Origin of the sequence: Pseudomonas sp. NPDC089396 (assembly GCF_044749545.1) — a bacterium.
Classification (GTDB): domain Bacteria; phylum Pseudomonadota; class Gammaproteobacteria; order Pseudomonadales; family Pseudomonadaceae; genus Aquipseudomonas.
In genome coordinates this window covers 88,028-102,644 of the sequence record NZ_JBIVIC010000004.1, presented here as the reverse complement: position 1 = coordinate 102,644, position 14,617 = coordinate 88,028, and the positions used below count along the sequence as shown (strand labels likewise).

Below are 14,617 nucleotides of genomic sequence, written 5' to 3'. Positions count from 1 at the left end.
TAACCAGTTGGTTACTTAAAAACACTTTAGAGCAGCCCGAAACAGAACACAACCCACGCGATGAACCCCCTCGTCGCCTCACGGAAAGGAAAACAACAATGCCGCTTTCTGAAACACACCTGATGATCCAGGACGTTGCCCGGCGCTTCGCCGACCAGACCATCCGCCCCATGGCCGAACGCCTCGACCATGAAGAAAGCTTCCCCGCGCCGCTGTACCGGCAGATGGGCGAGCTCGGCCTGTTCGGCATCACCGTGCCCGAAGCGTTCGGCGGCGCCGGCCTGGACACCCTCGCCTACGCCCTGGTGATGGAAGAGCTGTCGCGCGGCTACGCCTCGATCGCCGACCAGTGCGGCCTGCTGGAGCTGATCGGCACCCTGCTCTCGGTGCATGGCACCGCCGAGCAACGCGAGCGCTACCTGCCCACCCTGCTGCGCGCTGAAAAGCACCCGGCCTACTGCATCACCGAAGCCGAGGCCGGCTCCGATGTGTCGGGCATCCGCACCAGCGCCGTGCGCACTGAAACCGGCTGGCTGCTCAACGGCTCGAAGCTGTGGATCCACAACGCCCCGGTGGCCGACCTGGCCTTCGTCCTGGCGCGCACCGACCCCGCCGCCGGCAAGCGCGGCATGAGCATCTTCATCGTCGATTGCCACCTGCCGGGCGTGTCCAAAGGGCCGAAGGAACACAAGATGGGCCAGCGCGCCTCGCAAGTGGGCGGGCTGAACTTCGACAACGTCGAACTGCCGGCCGATGCCCTGCTGGGCGTCGAAGGTCGCGGCTTCCACATCATGATGAGTGCCCTGGACAAGGGCCGCGTCGGCATCGCCTCGCTGGCCGTGGGCATCGCCCAGGCAGGTCTGGATGCGGCACTGGAATACGTGCCCCAGCGCAAGCAGTTCGGCAAGCCGATCGCCGACAACCAGGGCGTGCAGTGGATGCTCGCCGACATGGCCAAGGACATCCGCGCCGCCCGCCTGCTGGTGCAAGACGCCGCCGAGCGGCTGGACCGCGCCGACAACGCCACCATCGCCTGCTCCATGGCCAAGTGCTTCGCCGCCGATATCGCCGTGGCGCAGACCGCCAATGCCGTGCAATTGTTCGGCGGCAGCGGCTTCATCCGTGGCTTCGAAGTCGAACGCCTGTACCGCGACGCCAAGATCACCCAGATCTACGAAGGCACCAACCAGATCCAGCGCACGATCATCGCCCGTGAGTTGCTCAACCAGGGAGCACGCGCATGACCGCCCGCCCTGTCGCTTTGGTCACCGGCGCCCGCGCCGGGATCGGCCGGGCCATCGCTGTCGGCCTGGCGCAAGCCGGGTTCGACCTGGCCCTGGTGGACCTGCAAGCCGATGCCGCCCTGCAGGAAACGGCCGAACTGGCGAGCCGCCACGGCGCCCGCGCCGTGGCCCTTGCCGGCGACATCGCCGCCATCGACCAGCATGACGCCCTGCTCGATGCAGCCGAACAGGCCCTCGGCGCGCTGAGCTGCCTGGTCAACAATGCCGGGGTTTCGGTGCTGTCACGCGGCGACCTGCTGGAGGTCACCCCGCAAAGCTACGACCGCTGCCAGCAGATCAACACCCGCGGCACCTTCTTTCTGACCCAGGCCTTTGCCCGCCGGCTGGTGCCGCGCGAAGCCGGCCAGGCACTGCGCAGCATCATCACCATCACCTCCTCCAACGCCCAGGCGGTGTCGGTGCTGCGCGGCGAGTACGGCATTTCCAAGGCCGCCCTGTCGATGGCTTCGCGGCTGTTCGCCGTACGCCTGGCCGAGAACGGTATCGGCGTCTACGAGGTGCAGCCCGGGCTGATCGCCACCGAAATGACCGCGCCGTCCAAGGCCCGCTACGACGCCGAGATCGAGCGTGGCCTGACCGCCATCAAGCGCTGGGGCCAGCCCGAAGATGTCGCACGGGTGGTGGTCAGCATGGCCACCGGTGCCCTGCCCTACACGGTCGGCCACGCTGTCCCGGTGGACGGCGGCCTGCTGCTTCCCAAGTTCTGACTGGAGTGACACGCATGTCCTTGAGCATCAACCTGCCCAGCGCCCAAGCCGGCCATCCGCTGCAGCGCTACACCCTGGTCGGCGAGCCGCTGCTGCCACCGACCAGCCCCTTGCCGGCCAACCGCATCGCCCTCTCCGCCGCCCATGTGGTGGCCGACCCGTTCAGCGCCAACCCACCCGGCGGCAAGGCCGCGATCGACTGGGCGCGCACCCTGGACTACCGCCGCTACCTGCTGCAACAAGGCCTGGGCATCGCCGAGGCGATGGACACCGCCCAACGCGGCATGGGCCTGGACTGGCCGACAGCACTGGAACTGATCGAACGGACCCTGAGCGAGACCCGCGACATCCCCCACGCGGTGATCTTCTCCGGCTGCGGAACCGACCAGTTGCCGGCGGACGACGCTCGCAACCTCGACGACGTGGTGCGTGCCTATGCCGAACAGCGCGACGCGATCGCCAAGCTCGACGGGCGCATGATCCTGATGGCCAGCCGCGCCCTGGCGCGGGTGGCGAAGACCACCTTCGACTACCGCCTGGTGTACCGCAAGGTGCTGGCCGAAGCCGACCAGCCGGTGATCCTGCATTGGCTGGGCGAGATGTTCGACCCGGCGCTGCAAGGCTACTGGGGCGGCGAGCGCTTCGAGGAGGCGCTGGACACCTGCCTGGAAGTGATCCACGAAAACGTGCACAAGGTGGACGGCATCAAGATCTCCCTGCTCGACAAGGACAAGGAGATCCTCATGCGTCGGCGCCTGCCGGCGTCGGTGAAGATGTACACCGGGGACGACTTCAACTACCCGGAACTGATCGCTGGCGACGCACACGGCTACTCCCACGCGTTGCTGGGGATCTTCGACGCCATCGCCCCGGCCGCCGCCCACGCCCTGGCCGCGTTGGCCGAGGATGACCTGGTGCGCTACCAGCGCCTGCTCGAACCGACCCTGCCGCTGGCGCGGCTGATCTTCAGCAGCCCGACCCAGTACTACAAGACCGGCGTGGTGTTCCTGGCCTACCTCAATGGCCACCAGGAGCACTTCGTCATGCTCGGCGGCCACCAGGCCATGCGGCCGCTGCCGTACTTCTGCGAGGTCTTCCGCCTGGCCGACCAGGCCGGCCTGCTCGCCGACCCGGCGCAAGCGGTCGCCCGGATGAAGCGCTTGCTGGCGCTCTACGGCGTCGACGCCTGACCCTGCGCGCAACGCCACGACCTGCGGCGTTGCGTTTTAACCCTCCTGCCCATGGTGATTGCCCCATGCCCGACGCCTCCCTGGAGCAGCGCCTCGACCGCTGCTCGATCAACACCGCGACCCTCGGCCACCGCCTGCCACTCGACCAGACCCTCGACCTCATCGCCCGCGCCGGCTTCGGCCATGTCGCGCCCTGGCGCCGCGACCTGCAAGGCCAGGACCTGCGACAGGTCCGCCGGCAACTGCGCAATTGCGGGCTGAAGGTCAACGCCTATTGCCGCTCCACCTACCTGCCAGCGGCCAGCCGCGAGGCATTCGCCGCCGCCGTGGCCGACAACCGCCGGGCCCTCGAAGAAGCCGCCGAGCTGCAGGCCGAGTGTTTCATCATGGTGGTCGGCGGCCTGCCGGAAGGCTCCCGCGACCTCCCCGACGCCCGCCAGCAGGTGACCGAGGGCATCGGCCTGTTGCTGGAAGATGCCCGCCGACACGGTGTGGCCCTGGCCCTGGAACCGCTGCACCCGGTGTACGCAGCAGACCGCTCGTGCCTGTCGACCTTGGAACAGGCCCTGGACCTGTGCGAGACGCTGGAGCCCGGCGGCTACCGGCACCTGGGTGTTGCCATCGATGCCTATCACTGCTGGTGGGACCCCAAGCTTGCCGAGCAGGTGCAACGCGCCGGCCAGCAGCAGCGCATCCTTGGCCTGCACCTGTCCGACTGGCTGGTGCCCACCCGCGACCTGTTGCTCGACCGCGGCATGATGGGCGACGGCGTCATCGACCTGCGCGGCCTGCGCCATAGCGTTGAAGCCGCCGGTTACCAAGGCGCGATCGAAGTCGAAATCTTCTCCCGCGACCACTGGTGGCAATGCGCACCCGAGGAGGTGCTGCGCACCTGCGCCGAGCGCCTTCAGCGCTGCTGCTGAGTCCTACAGCTTACAAGAACAGCGTCGTACTACCCTGTGGGAGCCGGCTTGCCGGCGATAGGGCCCGAATAGGCTATGCAGGACCGGCCTCATCGCCGGCAAGCCGGCTCCCACAGTGATCGCGCAGGCGCTTGAGTTTTGAGTAAAGACGGCGTCGCCCTGGTCAGCAGCCTTTCAAATCCGCCGCAACCACCCGATAAACTGGGCAAACAACTCCGATTGAGAGTTGATCTCCAGCTTCAGGTAGAGGTTCTTGCGGTGCATCCGCACTGTCTCCGGCGAGATCCCCAGCTCATGGGCCGTGGACTTCACCGAATGCCCCTGCAGCACCATCTGCGCCACTTCCCGCTCGCGCTCGGTCAGGACCCCGCAACCAAAGCTGTCGAACGCCGCCTGCACACTCCCCTTGTCTTCCGGCGCCTGCTCCAGCCCGTGCTGGGCAAAGCGCATCAGCAATTCGCGGACCATGGGTTCGACCGCCTGCAACAGGTGCAGTTGTTCGACACCCAGCCGCGCACCGCTGCAGCCCTGGAACAGGCTCAGGGAGATCTTGCTGTCATTGCCAAGGTCGACGATGAAGTAGCTGTCTTCGCTGCAACCGGTGCCCAGGTAATAGGTCTTGTAGTAATCGCTGTCGAAGAAGTTGTCCGGGGCGATGTCTTCCAGGTGGTAGAAGCCCTGGGCCAGGCCTTTCTCCACCGCCAGGCAGAACGGGTCGAGCAGGTAGCCGGCGGCGAAATAGCGCTCCAGCACCGCCTCGTGATAGCGCTGCGGAATCCCCTGCTGATACAGCAGCTGCGGCGGGCGGCCCTTGCATTCGAGGCTGATCAGCATCGATTCGGCGCCCACCAGCTGGCTGATGGCCGCCGCCAGCCAGGCCAGCGCGTCCGGGCCCTCGCTGTGGGCGAAGGCCTGTTGCAGGGCGCTGTGCCATTGCTGCAGGGCATGAAACGGCAGGCTTATTGGGGTGTTTTCGTGTGCTCGGCTCATGCCCCGCAGTCTACCGGCCGGGGCATGCGCGCGCACCTTTGCGTGCAGGTGGGTCATTGGCCGTGGTACAGGCCTTGCTCGGTCAGTTCCCGCGCGGCATCGAGGATGCAGCTGCGCAGGGTGTCGACGATCTGGTCCACCTGGGCATGGGTGATGATCAGCGGCGGCGACATCACGTTCAGGTGCATGATCGGACGCACCAGCAGCCCCTTGGCCTGGGCCCGCACGTGGATGCGCTCGCCGATGTTCACCGCGTCAGGGAACAACGCCTTGGTCTGCTTGTTGGCCACGAACTCGACGCAGGCCATCAGCTTCATGCAGCGCACCTGCCCCACCAGCGGCAGGTCCGCCAGGGTCTGAAGGCGCTGCTCCAGGTAGCTGCCGACATCGTTCACATGGGCCAGCAGGTTTTCCCGCTCGATGATCTCGATGTTCTTCAGCGCCGCCACGCAGCACACCGGGTGCCCGCTGTAGGTAAAGCCGTGGGTGAAGCAGCGGCCCTTGCCCGGCTCGGCGATCACCTTCCAGATACGCTCGCTGAAGATGCACGCGCCCAACGGCAGGTAGGCCGAGGTCAGGCCCTTGGCGGTAGTGATGATGTCCGGGGTGACGCCGAACAGCGCTTCGGAGGCGAAGAAGGTGCCCAGCCGGCCGAACGAGGTCACCACCTCGTCGGCGACGAAGAGGATGTCGTAGGTCTGGCACACCTGCCACATGCGCTGGAAATAGCCCTTGGGCGCAATGATCACGCCGCCCGAACCCATGATCGGCTCGGCGAAGAAGGCCGCGACGTTGTCCGCGCCCAGGGAAAGGATCTTGTCCTCGAACTCGGCCACCAGGAAGTCGAGGAACTCGGCCTCGTCCATGTCGTCCCCTGCCCGGTAGAAATTGGGGTTGGAGACGTGGTGGATCAGGTCGTTGGCGTAGTCGAACTCCGGCACCCGGTCGGCGGCCTTGTTGCCGATCGACATGGTCAGGCAGGTGGAGCCGTGATAGGCGTTGAAGCGGGCGATCACGTGCTTCTTGTGCGGCTTGCCGCAGCAGTTCTGGTAGTACTGGATCAGCCGGTAGGCGGTGTCCACGGCCGTCGAGCCGCCGGTGGTGAGGAACACATGGTTGAGGTCGCCCGGCGCCAGGCTTGCCAGCTTCTCGCAGAGCTCGATGGCTTTGGGGTTGGCCATGTCCGAAAACGGGTTGGAATAAGCCAGCTGGCGGACCTGGTCGGCGATGGCCAGGGCCATTTCCTCGCGGCCCAGACCGATGTTGGTGCACCACATGCCGCCGACGGCATCGAGGAAGCGGTTGCCTTCGGTGTCGTAGATGTAGGCGCCCTCGCCGGCTTCGATGTTCAGTGCGCCCTGCTCGGCGTGCTCGTCGAACATGTGGTAGCCGTGCATGTAGTGGGCCTTGTCGGCTTGCACCAGCAGGTCGTTGATCGGGGTGGCGGCCAATTTGCGAGTCGGGGTAGCCATGAGCGGTTCCTTGTCGGATCGGTACGGTGAAAGGTGTCAGATGCCGGTCTTGACCGAGCTCCAGACCCGGGTGATGGCGCGCATCGCCTGCGGGTCCTGGGATTTCTGGGTGAACAGGCGCTCGCGGGTCTGGTCGTCGGGGTAGATCGCCGGATCGTTGCGGATGTCGGCCTGTACCAGGGGCGTGGCGGCGGCGTTGCTGTTGGCGTAGTGGATGTAGTTGGTCACCTCGGCCATGGTCTTGGGCTGCAGCAGGTATTCGATGAAGCGGTGGGCGTTGGCCACGTGGGGGGCGTCATTGGGCAGGTAGAGGCTGTCGAACCAGATCAGCGAGCCCTCCTTGGGAATGAAGAACGCCAGGTTGATGTCCTTCTTCGCTTCCACGGCGCGGGCCTGGGCGGTGGCGTAGTCGCCGGACCAGGTCAGGGCCATGCACACGTCGCCGTTGGGCAGGCTGGTGAGGTAGTTCACCGAGTCGAATTTCTTGATGTACGGGCGCACGCCCATAAGCACGTCCTGGGCGGCCTTGAGGTCGGCCGGCTTGGCGCTTTGCGGGTCTTTGCCGAGGTACTTGAGGGCCAGCGGGATGACTTCGCTGGGGGCGTCCATGATGGTCACGCCGCAGTCGGCGAAGCGCGAGACGATCTTCGGGTCGAACAGCATGGCCAAGGACCCGATGGGCGCATCGGGCATGCGTTGCCTGATCTTGTCGACGTTGTAGGTGATGCCGGAGCTGCCCCAGGTGTACGGCGCCGAATAGACCATACCGGGGTCGAAGGCCTGCATGTGCTCGACCACTTGCGGGTCGAGGTTGGCCCAGCTGGGGAGCTTGGATTTGTCGAGAGGCTGGAACACCTTGGCCTTGATCAGCGGCGGCACCAGGGAGGCGTTGAGCATCACCAGGTCGTAGCCCGAGCGGCCGGTGAGGAGTTTGGTCTGGACCGTTTCGTAGCCGTCGAAGGTGTCGTAGATCACCTTGATGCCGGTTTGCTTTTCAAAATCGGCAAGGGTGTTTTCGCCGATGTAGTCGGTCCAGTTGTACAGCCTGAGCGTGTTGCCGGTGTCTGCCTCTGTGGCCAGGACGGCCGTGGCGGTACAGGACAGCAACAGACTGGAAATCACCTTCAATGCCTTGCGCATAGCAACTCCATCGTGTGATCAGGATGAAGTCCACTATCGAGGGATTGAAAGCTTGGGACCATACCCCGAATGGGTGTGTACCTGAGCTTTTTTCAGGGTCAGGACTGGCCCTATCGCCGGCAAGCCGGCTCCTACACTGGTACTGCGCAAGTCTCAAGCCCTAAACCAATCCTGTGGGAGCCGGCTTGCCGGCGATAGGGCCCGAACAGACGACCCAAGGCCAAGGTGGTGCCTGGGCTGGCCTCATCGCTGGCAAGCCAGCTCCCACAGGAGGGTATCGCGTTGACCCGATCTATTTCGCCAGCGGGTACAGCGCCTCATCGAACTGGTCCAGGCGCGGGAAGCTCATCGGCAGATCATCCGACAGCTGCTCCAGCCGCTGCTGATAGCCGCCCAGAAACGCCTTGCGCGCCTCGTCACTGATATAAGGCACATGCCACGCCACGAACGGCTCCAGCACCTCGAACCCGACGTACGCCAAAGTCCCCCGCAGAATCGGCCGCAGCATGTCCTCCAGCGGCCCATGGATCGCCCCTTCGCCGAACATGTGCTCACGCCCGCCAATCGTCACGGTCACCAACGCCCGCTTGCCGGCCAACCCGCCCTGGTCGTAGAACCGCTTGCCGCCATAGCACACCCCCGACACCAGCACCCGGTCGATCCAGCCCTTGAGCATCGCCGGCGCCGAGAACCAGAAGATCGGGAAGTTCAGCACCAGCAGGTCCGCCCACAGCAGCTTGTCCAGCTCCTGCTGGATGTCCGGCGCGATGGAGCCGCTCTTTACCCCCAGCCGCTGCTCCAGCGCATACACCAGGTATTCCGGGTTCTCGCGGTGGTTGAAATCCTCGGCACTGGCCACCGGGTTCCAGCCCATGGCGTAAAGGTCGCTGACCTGCACCTCATGGCCCTGGGCACGGAAGGTGTCCGTCGCCTGGTCACGCAGCGCGGCAGTGAAGGATTGAGGCTCGGGATGAGCGTGAACGATCAGAACTTTCATGGGCAATCCTCAAACAGTTGCCAAAGGGGAAGTAGGGTTGCGCGTCGCCAACAGGCGGTCGAGCCAGTCCGGGTCCATCTCCGGCTCGCAGGAGAACAGCAACCCGGTGTAATCACGGTATGGCGGCTGGAAGATCGCTTCGCGGCTGCCATGGTCGACCACCCGCCCGCGCTGCATCACCAGCACCTCGTCGGCGATGGCGCGCACGGTGGCCACGTCGTGGGTGATGAACAGGTAGGCCACGCCCAGCTCGCGCTGGATACGGTCGAGCAACTTCAGCACGCCCTCGGCCACCAGTTGGTCGAGGGCCGAGGTCACTTCGTCGCAGATGATCAGTTGCGGTTCGGCCGCCAGGGCGCGGGCGATGCAGATCCGCTGCTTCTGCCCGCCCGACAGCTCGCGCGGCAAGCGGTCCATGTACTTGGCCGGCTCAAGGTCGATCATCCGCAGCAGTTCGGCGACCCGCTCGCGCAGCGCCTTGCCCTTCAGGCCCAGGTAGAAGCTCAAGGGCCGGCCGATGATGTCGACGATGCGCTGACGTGGATTGAGCGCGGTGTCGGGGATCTGGTAGATCATCTGGATGCGTCGCAGCTGCTCCTTGCTGCGCTGGCGATAGTCCGCCGGCAACGCTTCGCCGTCATACAGCACCTGGCCAGAAGTGGGTTGCAGCAGGCCGCTGATCAACCGCGCCGTGGTGCTCTTGCCGCTGCCGGACTCGCCGATCACCGCCAGGGTCTGGCCCCGATAGAGCTTCAGCGAGACATCGTGCAGCACAGGCTGATGACCATAGCGAGCATCGGCATTGCGCACTTCCAGCAACGGTTTTTCATGGGTCGGGCACGCCTTTGCCGAGGTGTGGAAATTGCGCACCGCCCACAACGACTGGGTGTATTGCTGCTGCGGCGCGCTGAGCATGGTGCGGGTCTGCGCCTCCTCCACCAGGCTGCCGTGGCGCAGTACCATGATGCGCTCGGCCATCTGCGCCACCACCGCCAGGTCATGGCTGATATAGAGTGCGGCGCTGCCGAAGGTCTTCACCGCATCACGGATCGCCGCCAGCACCTCGATCTGGGTGGTGACGTCCAGCGCCGTGGTCGGTTCGTCGAAGATGATCAAGTCCGGGTGGCAGGCCATGGCCATCGCGGTCATCACCCGCTGCAACTGGCCGCCGGACAGCTGGTGCGGGTAACGTTGACCGATATGCTCGGGGTCCGGCAGGCGCAGGATGCGGTACAGCTCCACCGCCTCGGCTTCGGCCTTGGCGCGGTCGATACCGCCGTTGGTCACCGCCGTTTCCACGTGCTGATCGATCAGCCGGTGGGCCGGATTGAACGAGGCCGCCGCGCTCTGCGCCACATAGGCGATGCGCAGGCCGCGCAGTTTGCGCAGGGTTTCGGCGCTGGATTCGAGCAACTGAATACCGTCGAAGCACACGCTGCCCCCGGTGATCCGGCACCCGTCGCGCACATAGCCCATCGAGGCCAGGCCCAGGGTCGATTTGCCGGCCCCGGATTCGCCGATCAGCCCCAGCACTTCGCCCCGTTTCAAGGTCAGGTCGATGCCCTTGATCAGCGGGTGCCAGGCGTTCTCATAGTGGCCTTCGATGCGCAGGTCGCGAATTTCCAGCAAGGTATCGTTGCTCATGCTCAGCACTCCTTCAGGCCACTGGACAGGTGCAGCACCCAGTCGACGACGAAGTTCACGCTCACCGTGATCAACGCCACCGCCAGGGCCGGAAGCAGCGGGCTGAGGTCACCGAAGGTGATCAGCACCGCGTTGTCGCGCACCATGCTGCCCCAGTCGGCGGTCGGCGGCTGGATGCCCAGGCCGAGGAACGACAAGGCGCTGATGAACAGGAAGACGAAGCAGAAACGCAGGCCGAACTCGGCGATCAGCGGCGCCGCGGCATTGGGCAGCACTTCGCGAGTAACCAGCCACCACAGCCCTTCCCCGCGCAACCGCGCGGCCTCGACGAAGTCCTGCACCACCACGTTCATCGCCACCGCCCGCGACAGGCGGAACACGCGGGTGGCGTCGAGCAGCGCGATCACCAGCACCAGCGACGTGGCCGTGGTGCCGACCACGCTGAGGATCAGCAAGGCGAAGATCAGTTGCGGAATGGCCATCAGGATGTCCACCACCCGTGACAGGCCCTGGTCGATCCAGCCGCCCTTGATCGCCGCCACCAGCCCGCACAGGCCGCCCAGCAGGAACGCCAGGCTGGTGGTCAGGAAAGCGATGCCCAGGGTGTTGCGGGCGCCGTATAGCAGGCGGCTGAACATGTCGCGGCCAAGGTTGTCGGTGCCCAGCAGGAACTCCGGGCTCCAGGGCGCGAAGCCCTCGCCCACCACCTGGGTTTCGCCGAAGGGCGCCAGCAGCGGCGCGAACAGCGCCACGACGATGTAGGCAACAATCACCAGCAGGCCGAACTTGGCGCTCAAGGGCGCGCGCAGCAGAGGTGTGATCAGGCTCATGGTCTACCCCTTCGGATGCATCAGGCGTGGGTTGCTGGCGATCGACAGCACGTCGGCGCCGGTATTGAGCAGGATGTAGGTGCCGGCGAAGATCAGGCTGCAGGCCTGCACCACCGGGATGTCGCGCTTGGCCACCGAGTCCACCAGCAACTGGCCCAGACCCGGGTAGACGAACACCACCTCCACCACCACCACGCCCACCACCAGGTACGCAAGGTTCAGCGCCACCACGTTGACGATCGGCGCCAGGGCGTTGGGCAACGCGTGCTTGAAGATGATCCGCGCCGGCGATACGCCTTTGAGCCTGGCCATCTCGATATAAGGGCTGGCCAGCAGGTTGATCAGCGAGGCGCGGGTCATGCGCATCATCTGCGCGATCACCACCAGGCTCAGGGTCGCCACGGGCAGCACCGAGACCTCCAGCACCTCAGCCAGCGATGCATCCGGCGCCAGGCTGGAAATGCCCGGCAACCATTCGAGCTTCACCGCGAACACCAGAATCAGGATGTAGGCGACGAAAAACTCGGGGAACGACACCGCGCTCAGCGCGCTGGTGTTCAGCAACCGGTCGAACCAGCTGTTGCGGTACAACGCCGCAAGCATGCCCAACAGCAACGCGGTCGGCACCGAGAACAGCGCCGCCAGCAGGGCCAGGCTGAAGGTATTGCCCAGCCGCGCACCAACCAGCTCGACGATCGGCCGCTGGTTGGCCAGAGACAGGCCAAGGTCACCGTGCAACAGGCGCCACGCCCACTGGATGAAACGCTGCAGTGGCGACAGGTCCAGCCCCAGTTGGGCGCGGAACGCCGCCACGGTTTCCGGGGTGGCCGACTGGCCGAGCATGGCCTGGGCGATGTCGCCCGGCAGCATGCCCACGGCCAGGAAGATCACCACCGAGACCGCAAACAGCGACAACAGGCCCAGGGCCAGCCGCTGCACAAGCAGTTTGCCAAGATTGTTCACCGTACAACTCCTCGACTGGATGCGAAGTTCAGCCTTGCGAAACGCGACCGCTTCAGGCCTGCCACCAGCGCTCGATCACCCGCAGGCCATCGAGCTCGCCATACGGCGCGGTGAGCGGGCCATGGGCCACGCGGCTGGAACGGGCGGCGACGGAGCTTGCGAACAGCGGCACGATCGCCCCGCCGTCATCGCGGCACAGCGCCTGCATTTCGTTGTACATCTCGCGGCGCAGCGGCTCGTTCATCTCGCCGCGGGCGGCGTTGAGCAGCTGGTTGAAGCGCGGGTTGTCCCAGTGGGTCTCGTTCCAGGCCGCGCCTTTGGCGTAGCCGATGCTGAACATGCGGTCGGCGGTGAGGCTGGAATACCAGAACGAGGTGGTGAAGGGCTGTTTCATCCAGACGTTGGAGAAGAAGCCATCGGCTGGCTCGCGCACCACGTCGATGTCGATCCCGGCCTGGCGCGCCTGCTCCTTGAACAGCACCGAGGCATCCACCGCACCGCTGTAGGCGGCATCGGAGGCCTGCAGGCGCACCTTGAGGCTGTCCATGCCGGCCTGGCGCAGGTAAAAGCGGGCCTTGTCCGGGTCGTAGGCGCGCTGCTCAAGCGCCGGGTTGATGAAGCGGTTGGCCGGCTGCAGCGGGTGGTCGTTGCCGATCTGGCCGTAGCCGTAAAGCACTGAAGCCAGCAGGGTTTCGCGGTTGATCGCGTGCTTGAGGGCCATGCGCACGTTGTTGTCGCGGAACTGCTGGCTGTCGCAGAGCATCGGGAAGGTGTAGTGCTGGGCGCCTTTGGTTTCCTCGATCACCAGCTTCGTGTTGCGCTTGAGCAGGGCCACGGTCTTGAGATCGACCTTGTTGATCACGTCGACCTTGCCGGTCACCAGTGCGTTGACCCGCGCAGCGCCGTCGGCGATGGCGATCAGCTCGGCGCTGGCGAAATGCGCCCTGCCCGGCTTCCAGTAGTCCGGGCTGCGCTCCAGGTCCATGCGTACACCGGGTTCGAAGCTCTTGATGCGGTAGCCGCCGGTGCCGACCCCGGCTTGCCAGTCGGCCAGGCCGTCCTTGGCGGGCATGATCACCAGATGGTAGTCGGCGACCACGTAGGCGAAGTCGGCGTTGCCCGAGTGCAGCTCGAACACCACGGTGTCGGGGGCGCTGGCGGAGACCTTGGCGACATCGCCCAGCACGGTCTTGGCGGCGGAGGTGGATTTCTCGCCCAGGTGGTGCTGGATCGAGGCGACCACGTCGTCGGCGGTGAGGGATTTGCCGTTGTGGAAGGTCACGCCCTGGCGCAGGGTGAAGGTCCAGACCTTGGCATCCGGGCTCGATTCCCAGCGCTCGGCCAGCTCAGGGATGGCAGTGCCTTCCACGGAGATTTCGGTGAGGGTGTTGTACACCGCCGAAAAACCGATGAAGGTGAAGGTGTCGACCCACGAGCCCGGGTCCTTGGAGTCGGTGGTGCTGCCGCCGGCCAGGCCCAGGCGCAAGGTGCCGCCCGGCTTTGGCGTGGCCTCGGCGGCGTAGCCACCCAGCGGCAGGCCGAGGGAAAACGCCCCGGCGATGGCTGCGGCAGCAGCGCTGTATTTCAGGAAGTCCCGGCGCGGCAGGCCGCCGTCGAGAAAGGCTTGAGGACTCTTGTTTTTGTTGTCGCTCATGGCATTTGCCCCTGTTGAACCGCAAGGAATTGTTGTTCGGTCAAAGCGGATTGCGTAGAAGCTGTTTATAATTTGTAATTGTTACCGTAACAAATACATTAGCGGCAGGACAAGCGCTTTTCCAGGGCCCGATGACGGGCTTTTCCATGGTGTAACATTTGCGTTTTCGCAGGGAGCCATTACCTCCATGAGCCAGTCGACCCGACTCATCACTGCTTCGTACATTCTCTCGTTCGTGGCGGCCAATGCACCGCAGAAGCTGCGCACCGAGACCATCGCCAAATGGGTGAAGGTGCACCCTACCCGCGTGCGCGGGCTGGTGTCACAGATGGTCAAGGCCAACATCCTGACCTCGTTTCGCGGCGCCCAGGGCGGCGTGACCCTGGCCCGAGCGCCGCAGGAGATCACCCTGCGCGAGGTGTATGACGCGGTGCAGGAAAGCTCGCTGATCGCCGAGAAGATCGACAACCCGTTTGCCGGGCTGGAGGATCACTGCAAGGTGTACGAGGTGTTTACCCGGCTGTTCGCGATGCTGGAGCAGAACATGCGGCTGGATCTGGGGACGATTACGGCGGATCAGCTGTTTGTGGCGTTCGATACGCCGAAGGAACAACACCAGCTCGCGTGAGCCTGTGCCGGCCCTATCGCCGGCAAGCCGGCTCCCACAGGTACTGCACATGACCCAAGATCTATGGCGATTTGTGAGAGCAGGCTTGCCAGCGCCAAATAGGTACTGCACAACTCCCAAGATCTGTGGAGATCCCTGTGGGAGCCGGCTTGCCGGCGATAGGGCCAGCCCAGGC

The 14,617-nt window shown here is 65.2% G+C and carries 13 protein-coding genes; 5 read left to right on the top strand and 8 right to left on the bottom strand.

The annotated features are described in order from the left end of the window. Positions 1–98: 98 nt before the first annotated feature. From ACIPZB_RS08710 to ACIPZB_RS08695, 4 genes are all read left to right on the top strand, one after another. Positions 99–1,244 (top strand): acyl-CoA dehydrogenase family protein, encoded by a 1,146-nt coding sequence (locus tag ACIPZB_RS08710; RefSeq protein ID WP_400639854.1) that lies wholly within the window; start codon positions 99–101, stop codon positions 1,242–1,244. Further along, positions 1,241–2,011 carry a 3-ketoacyl-ACP reductase gene (locus tag ACIPZB_RS08705; RefSeq protein WP_400639853.1) on the top strand — a complete coding sequence of 257 codons (771 nt, stop codon included), beginning with the start codon at positions 1,241–1,243 and terminating at the stop codon, positions 2,009–2,011. The genes ACIPZB_RS08710 and ACIPZB_RS08705 overlap by 4 nt, the downstream gene beginning before the upstream one ends. Before the next feature lie 14 nt (positions 2,012–2,025). Then, the gene (locus ACIPZB_RS08700) at positions 2,026–3,201 is read left to right on the top strand and encodes a dihydrodipicolinate synthase family protein (RefSeq protein ID WP_400639852.1); all 1,176 of its coding nucleotides are present in this window, start codon (positions 2,026–2,028) and stop codon (positions 3,199–3,201) included. A 65-nt stretch (positions 3,202–3,266) separates the two neighbouring features. Further along, positions 3,267–4,124, top strand: a complete 858-nt coding sequence (locus ACIPZB_RS08695) for a sugar phosphate isomerase/epimerase family protein (protein ID WP_400639851.1) — start codon at positions 3,267–3,269, stop codon at positions 4,122–4,124. Between the two features lie 174 nt (positions 4,125–4,298). Here the strand turns inward: ACIPZB_RS08695 and ACIPZB_RS08690 are convergent, their stop codons facing one another. The 8 genes from ACIPZB_RS08690 to ACIPZB_RS08655 form a co-directional block, all read right to left on the bottom strand. Beyond that, the gene (locus tag ACIPZB_RS08690; protein ID WP_400639850.1) at positions 4,299–5,114 is read right to left on the bottom strand and encodes a helix-turn-helix transcriptional regulator; all 816 of its coding nucleotides are present in this window, start codon (positions 5,112–5,114) and stop codon (positions 4,299–4,301) included. A 53-nt stretch (positions 5,115–5,167) separates the two neighbouring features. After that, the gene (locus ACIPZB_RS08685) at positions 5,168–6,586 is read right to left on the bottom strand and encodes an aminotransferase (RefSeq protein ID WP_400639849.1); all 1,419 of its coding nucleotides are present in this window, start codon (positions 6,584–6,586) and stop codon (positions 5,168–5,170) included. 36 nt (positions 6,587–6,622) lie between these two features. Next, positions 6,623–7,726, bottom strand: coding sequence for a polyamine ABC transporter substrate-binding protein (locus ACIPZB_RS08680; RefSeq protein WP_400639848.1), 1,104 nt, complete (start codon positions 7,724–7,726; stop codon positions 6,623–6,625). Positions 7,727–8,018: 292 nt separating this feature from the next. Then, complete coding sequence (locus ACIPZB_RS08675; RefSeq protein ID WP_400639847.1) at positions 8,019–8,723, bottom strand: NAD(P)H-dependent oxidoreductase; 705 nt, start codon at positions 8,721–8,723, stop codon at positions 8,019–8,021. A gap of 9 nt (positions 8,724–8,732) precedes the next feature. Further along, on the bottom strand, positions 8,733–10,367 hold the full coding sequence (locus ACIPZB_RS08670) for an ABC transporter ATP-binding protein (protein ID WP_400639846.1): 1,635 nt from the start codon (positions 10,365–10,367) through the stop codon (positions 8,733–8,735). A 2-nt stretch (positions 10,368–10,369) separates the two neighbouring features. Further along, a complete protein-coding gene (locus ACIPZB_RS08665) occupies positions 10,370–11,197 on the bottom strand; it encodes an ABC transporter permease (RefSeq protein WP_400639845.1) in 828 nt (275 codons plus the stop codon). 3 nt (positions 11,198–11,200) lie between these two features. Continuing rightward, entirely contained in the window at positions 11,201–12,160 is a 960-nt protein-coding gene (locus ACIPZB_RS08660) for an ABC transporter permease (RefSeq protein WP_008090447.1), read from the bottom strand. 52 nt (positions 12,161–12,212) lie between these two features. Beyond that, positions 12,213–13,814 (bottom strand): ABC transporter substrate-binding protein, encoded by a 1,602-nt coding sequence (locus ACIPZB_RS08655; protein WP_400639844.1) that lies wholly within the window; start codon positions 13,812–13,814, stop codon positions 12,213–12,215. 187 nt (positions 13,815–14,001) lie between these two features. Here ACIPZB_RS08655 and ACIPZB_RS08650 point away from each other — a divergent pair, with 187 nt between their 5' ends. Further along, the gene (locus tag ACIPZB_RS08650; RefSeq protein ID WP_400639843.1) at positions 14,002–14,442 is read left to right on the top strand and encodes an RrF2 family transcriptional regulator; all 441 of its coding nucleotides are present in this window, start codon (positions 14,002–14,004) and stop codon (positions 14,440–14,442) included. Positions 14,443–14,617: the final 175 nt, after the last annotated feature.

Coding starts and splice junctions, on each gene's coding strand:
- ACIPZB_RS08665 (WP_400639845.1), bottom strand. CDS start 11,197: ATGAGCCTGATCACACCTCTGCTGCGCGCGCCCTTGAGCGCCAAGTTC.
- ACIPZB_RS08650 (WP_400639843.1), top strand. CDS start 14,002: ATGAGCCAGTCGACCCGACTCATCACTGCTTCGTACATTCTCTCGTTC.
- ACIPZB_RS08690 (WP_400639850.1), bottom strand. CDS start 5,114: ATGAGCCGAGCACACGAAAACACCCCAATAAGCCTGCCGTTTCATGCC.
- ACIPZB_RS08685 (WP_400639849.1), bottom strand. CDS start 6,586: ATGGCTACCCCGACTCGCAAATTGGCCGCCACCCCGATCAACGACCTG.
- ACIPZB_RS08705 (WP_400639853.1), top strand. CDS start 1,241: ATGACCGCCCGCCCTGTCGCTTTGGTCACCGGCGCCCGCGCCGGGATC.
- ACIPZB_RS08670 (WP_400639846.1), bottom strand. CDS start 10,367: ATGAGCAACGATACCTTGCTGGAAATTCGCGACCTGCGCATCGAAGGC.
- ACIPZB_RS08700 (WP_400639852.1), top strand. CDS start 2,026: ATGTCCTTGAGCATCAACCTGCCCAGCGCCCAAGCCGGCCATCCGCTG.
- ACIPZB_RS08695 (WP_400639851.1), top strand. CDS start 3,267: ATGCCCGACGCCTCCCTGGAGCAGCGCCTCGACCGCTGCTCGATCAAC.
- ACIPZB_RS08675 (WP_400639847.1), bottom strand. CDS start 8,723: ATGAAAGTTCTGATCGTTCACGCTCATCCCGAGCCTCAATCCTTCACT.
- ACIPZB_RS08655 (WP_400639844.1), bottom strand. CDS start 13,814: ATGAGCGACAACAAAAACAAGAGTCCTCAAGCCTTTCTCGACGGCGGC.
- ACIPZB_RS08680 (WP_400639848.1), bottom strand. CDS start 7,726: ATGCGCAAGGCATTGAAGGTGATTTCCAGTCTGTTGCTGTCCTGTACC.
- ACIPZB_RS08710 (WP_400639854.1), top strand. CDS start 99: ATGCCGCTTTCTGAAACACACCTGATGATCCAGGACGTTGCCCGGCGC.